This is a genomic window from Pseudomonas edaphica (assembly GCF_005863185.1).
Lineage (GTDB): Bacteria > Pseudomonadota > Gammaproteobacteria > Pseudomonadales > Pseudomonadaceae > Aquipseudomonas > Aquipseudomonas edaphica.
In genome coordinates, this window is record NZ_VBVZ01000520.1 from 1 (window position 1) to 4,411 (window position 4,411).

Sequence of the window (4,411 nt, forward strand, 5' to 3'; positions counted from 1 at the left end):
GTTTATGAACCGTCCGGAGCTGGATGACGCGCAGATGGACGATATCAACTGGATTGGCTCGAAGCTCTTTGTGGACAGCAACGGCTACTACGACAGCTACCGCGCAAAAACACCGCGCAGTGCCTGGCCATATGACGCCAATCGGGATGCAGGCTTGGCTCAGGTGCCCAGTGGTGGCGGTTACCCGACGTGTCGGCAATGGTGGACGGACAGCGAGGCTGGGTTGCGCTCGCGCTTGTTGGCGCAGGTGGATCCGAAGTTGCTGTCCAGTCTGGGCCGTTGGGCGGGGTTTCTCAGCAAGGCCCAGGTGGATGATGCGCTAATTCGTGCGGTTGCCGCGCCTCGGCAGCAGACGTTAAATCGGGGGCAGGTGTACACCGATTATGGTGGGCAGGTAGACATGAAGACGTCCAACATCGCTGCGCGCGGCGCAGCAGATCTGGGGCTGACGATGGGCTCACTCGGCTTTTTTCCGGCCATGGATGTGGTACGGCAGGCGCTGCCGATGGTGTTGTCGTTTCTGAAGATGGCGCTGACGATCTGCATTCCCCTGGTGCTGATCATTGGTACGTTTGAGCTGAAGGCGTTGGTGACCATCAGTTGCGTGCAGTTTGCGCTGTTTTTTGTGGATTTCTGGTTTCAGTTGGCACGGTGGATCGACAGTACGATTCTGGAGGCGTTGTATGGGTGGAGCTCGCCGTTGAGTAATTTCAACCCGTTGATGGGGTTGAATAATTCGTTTGGGGATATGTTGCTGAATTTTGTGATGGCGACGATGTTTCTTATCCTGCCAACATTCTGGGTTACCGCGCTCACCTGGGTTGGTATGCATGCGGGCGGCGCCCTGCAAGGTCTCACGACGGGTGTTGGAGACGCGAAAGCAGCAGGAGCAAGCGGTGTTGGGGTAGCAAGCAGGGTTTTACGATGATTAGCTAAATTTGCTCGTCAGGGTCGTACGGATCAACCCTTGTGCCAGTCTCGTCATACAAACCATATCCCAATAATCCGTCCATCCATTCCAGGCGATTTTCATAGCGTTCAAGGTCTGAACGTGAAATTCGCCAGACACCCAAGACGGACAGGATGGCGATGACCGCGACCCAAAATGCCAGGTAGAGAAATACACCTAGTAAACACAACTTAATCGTCCAAAGCAGTCCCTTGGTCAGCCATACAGGGACATCCGCCGCCTGTGAACGACCCACTACTCTGCTTTCGTATGACAGGTAGCACCGGAAAACGCGCCCAAGCCATGCACCTAGCCGCCTTGACCTCGTATTTTGACGTTCTTGCCCCATGACGATTACTCCAAACTGCCCACCTCTAAAAGGTAAGCAGCCCAAAGGGAAAGGCCAAGGGACGGGACATCAAGAGGAAAGGTCCTACCCAAAAAAGGGAAAAGGCTCTCCCGCCAAGCCGGGCACAGGGTCGAAATCATGCTCACTCTCTTCCGCCGCACGAAGAAGCACCCGACAGCAGAAACTGGGCCCAGCCCCCCATCTCCTGCAGCAGGCCTGACACGTCCACAATCCGCCCGGTCCTTACTTGCTACCCCAAGCCGACAGCACCTGCTGGAGCAAATTTGGCAACGCACCTCACTCTCGCGTAGCCAGTTCAACACTCTGTATCTACGACCGATCGAGCGCTACGCCACATTGGTCCAACTGCTTCCAGCCTCCGAAAGCCATCATCACGCCTACCCCGGGGGCATGCTGGACCACGGTCTGGAGGTAGTCGCCTGCGCCCTTAAACTGCGCCAATCCCACCTGCTCCCCTGCGGCGCCGCTCCGGAAACCCAAGCCGCTCAATCAGAAGCCTGGACCGCCGCCGTGGCTTACGCCGCCCTGCTCCACGACCTGGGTAAAATCGCTGTCGACCTGCACGTGGAATACGCCGACGGATGCAACTGGCACCCATGGCACGGCCCACCGACTCAACCCTACCGCCTGCGTTATCGCCAAGACCGCCAGTACCGCCTGCATCGCGCCGCTACTGGCTTGCTCTATACCCAAGTGATGGACCCAGCCCTGCTCGATTGGCTCAGCGGCTTCCCAGAACTCTGGAGTGCCTTGCTCTACCTATTGGCCGGCCACTACGAACACGCCGGCGAGCTCGGTGAACTGGTCATACGCGCCGATCAAGCCTCGGTGGCCCAGTCCATGGGCGGCGATCCCGAAAAAGCCCTCAGCGCCCCCAAACACGCCCTGCAACGCAAATTGCTGGAGGGCCTGCGCTGCCTGCTTAGCGAAGAGCTCAAACTCAATCAACCCAACGCCTCCGATGGCTGGCTCACTGAGGACGCCCTGTGGCTGGTGAGCAAAACCGTGTGCGACAAACTGCGCGCCCACTTGCTCGCTCAAGGCATCGATGGCATCCCGCAGAGCAATACGGCAGTGTTCAATGTGTTGCAGGAACACGGCATCGCCCAGGCCAACCCGGAGGGCAAGGCTATCTGGGTCGCCACTGTCACGGGCGATAACGGCTGGTCGCACCGTTTCACCTTGCTCAAGCTGGCACCTGCCCTGATCTGGGAGGCCGACACACGACCACCCTCCTTTGCAGGCTCGGTTACTGTGGAAACCTCGACCCAAAGCCCCACCCTACCGAGTGAGAATCCGACGACAACCGATCCACCCGAGGGCCTGTGGGATTTCACGCCCCTCGAAGAAACGCTGCCGCCGAGGATGACCGAAGACGCAGAAAATTCACCTTCACCAGGCCAGCACTTTATGACGTGGTTGGCACAAGGCGTGCGCAACCACAGCCTGCGAATGAATGATGCCAAAGCCCTGGTCCATACAGTGGACAACACCTTGTTTCTGGTCACCCCAGGCCTGTTCCAACGCTACGCCCAAGAACATCCCCACATCGCCCGCCTGGCCAAGCAGGACAAGCTCCCCGACTGGGAATGGGCGCAAAAGCATTTTGAGCAACTTGGACAACACCGCAAACAGCCCAATGACCTGAATATCTGGACCTGCAACGTGCAAGGCCCGCGCAAACGTAGCCAACTGCACGGCTACCTACTGAGCGATCCCGGCGACCTGCTCGACGAACTGGCTCTGAACAATCCTTACCTGCAGCTCATCACCACCAGCATGCAGTAGGAATTTACACACAACGTTTAGCGAACAATCCGTCAACGCGCGGTGCCCCTTCTGAATTGACGAGATTGCCCATCACTTTCACATTGGCTCCGGTGTCCGGCTGAGACCTTCAGCCACATGCCAGCAGCCAGGATCTTCAGGCTGCGCTGCGGTTCACCGCAGAGGTCCTGCCCATGATCGCTCCGCTTCCGGTAGTGCGAACAGTCGACTTCAGGTCGATGGAAGCCGTTTATCTCCCCACCCCTTACGGGCCTTCCCGTATGGGGTCGGCCTTTGCTACTTTGGAGGTCATATGAAACTCGAAATTGCTCTGTACCAGGCGTTGACCTCAATCAACGTACCCGAGCAAAAAATCAATGCGGTAATCGAAGCGATGGAGTCAGACTTGAACACTTATCTCGCTACCAAAGTTGATATCGCAAATTTGCACAATCAACTGCAGTCGGAAATTTCACAGTTAGAAGTGAAACTCACCATTCGTATGGGCGTCATGCTATCCGCCGCTGTTGGCGTCATGATGGCGTTCATGAAGCTGATGCAGTAGTCAATTACAGCGCTTTTTCACTGAGGGGCCACCGTCGAAAGATGGCAGCCCCGGGCTACATCTGATTGACTCCAAGCATCACCACAAAGATCTACCACCCCACCTCCTCCTCGCGTCACTACATTCACCCGCCATTGCCAACGGTCCCTTCACCCGACCGAGCAGACTCTGAAGCGTGAGCCATGACCATCGGATCCACCTACGACTACCCCGCCTTCGCCGCCAAGCACCTTCCAGCACATGACACATCCTCTTGGCGAGGCCGTTTCCCCAGCCCGCCGGACTTGTGCTTCAACTACCGGAAATTGGTCGAGCAGGAATTGGGCATCGCCAAAGCGACCCAACCCGACTACAAGATCTGCATCGTTGGCGCTGGCGTAACCGGATTAACTGCTTCGCGTGAGTTGCTTCGCTGCGGATTCAACAACGTCACCTTATTGGAACAGTCGCGTCGCATTGGTGGGCGCCATCTATCGGCGCTCAACTTAAGCCAATCCCCCCTGCTGGGGCAGACACCTTTTGAGATGGGTGCCATGCGCATGCCACTTTTCAATCAGGTAGGTGAATCGCCTTTTGACGGTCAATCCCTGATGGCCTACTACTGCAAACTCTTTGAACTGCGGCTATCCGATTTCCCCAACCCAGGCACACCACATGTGCGCAGCACCGGCATTTATCTGCGTGAAGGGTTGCTTGAGGGACAGCCTAAGCCGCAAATGCTGATCTGGAAAAACCCTCAAGGCCATACACCGCCCCCCAC

5 protein-coding genes are annotated in these 4,411 nt (G+C 57.1%); 4 read left to right on the forward strand and 1 reads right to left on the reverse strand.

What is annotated here, in order from left to right; all coding sequences use genetic code 11:
- Positions 1 to 928, forward strand: a 928-nt coding sequence (locus FEM54_RS25590) for a conjugal transfer protein TraG N-terminal domain-containing protein (RefSeq protein ID WP_138453558.1), incomplete at its 5' end; no start/stop codon positions are given.
- Positions 929 to 932: 4 nt separating this feature from the next.
- On the opposite strand, the gene FEM54_RS25595 is transcribed toward FEM54_RS25590, so the two are convergent.
- Complete coding sequence (locus FEM54_RS25595; protein ID WP_138453559.1) at positions 933 to 1,298, reverse strand: DUF3742 family protein; 366 nt, start codon at positions 1,296 to 1,298, stop codon at positions 933 to 935.
- A gap of 138 nt (positions 1,299 to 1,436) precedes the next feature.
- Between FEM54_RS25595 and mobH the strand changes: the two genes are divergently transcribed.
- The 3 genes from mobH to FEM54_RS25610 form a co-directional block, all read left to right on the forward strand.
- The gene (gene mobH, locus FEM54_RS25600; RefSeq protein WP_138453560.1) at positions 1,437 to 3,107 is read left to right on the forward strand and encodes a MobH family relaxase; all 1,671 of its coding nucleotides are present in this window, start codon (positions 1,437 to 1,439) and stop codon (positions 3,105 to 3,107) included.
- Between the two features lie 292 nt (positions 3,108 to 3,399).
- Positions 3,400 to 3,651, forward strand: coding sequence for a hypothetical protein (locus FEM54_RS25605; RefSeq protein ID WP_138453561.1), 252 nt, complete (start codon positions 3,400 to 3,402; stop codon positions 3,649 to 3,651).
- A gap of 182 nt (positions 3,652 to 3,833) precedes the next feature.
- Positions 3,834 to 4,411: FAD-dependent oxidoreductase (locus tag FEM54_RS25610; RefSeq protein WP_240792804.1), on the forward strand; the 578-nt coding region annotated here is incomplete at its 3' end.

Coding starts and splice junctions, on each gene's coding strand:
- mobH (WP_138453560.1), top strand. CDS start 1,437: ATGCTCACTCTCTTCCGCCGCACGAAGAAGCACCCGACAGCAGAAACT.
- FEM54_RS25605 (WP_138453561.1), top strand. CDS start 3,400: ATGAAACTCGAAATTGCTCTGTACCAGGCGTTGACCTCAATCAACGTA.
- FEM54_RS25595 (WP_138453559.1), bottom strand. CDS start 1,298: ATGGGGCAAGAACGTCAAAATACGAGGTCAAGGCGGCTAGGTGCATGG.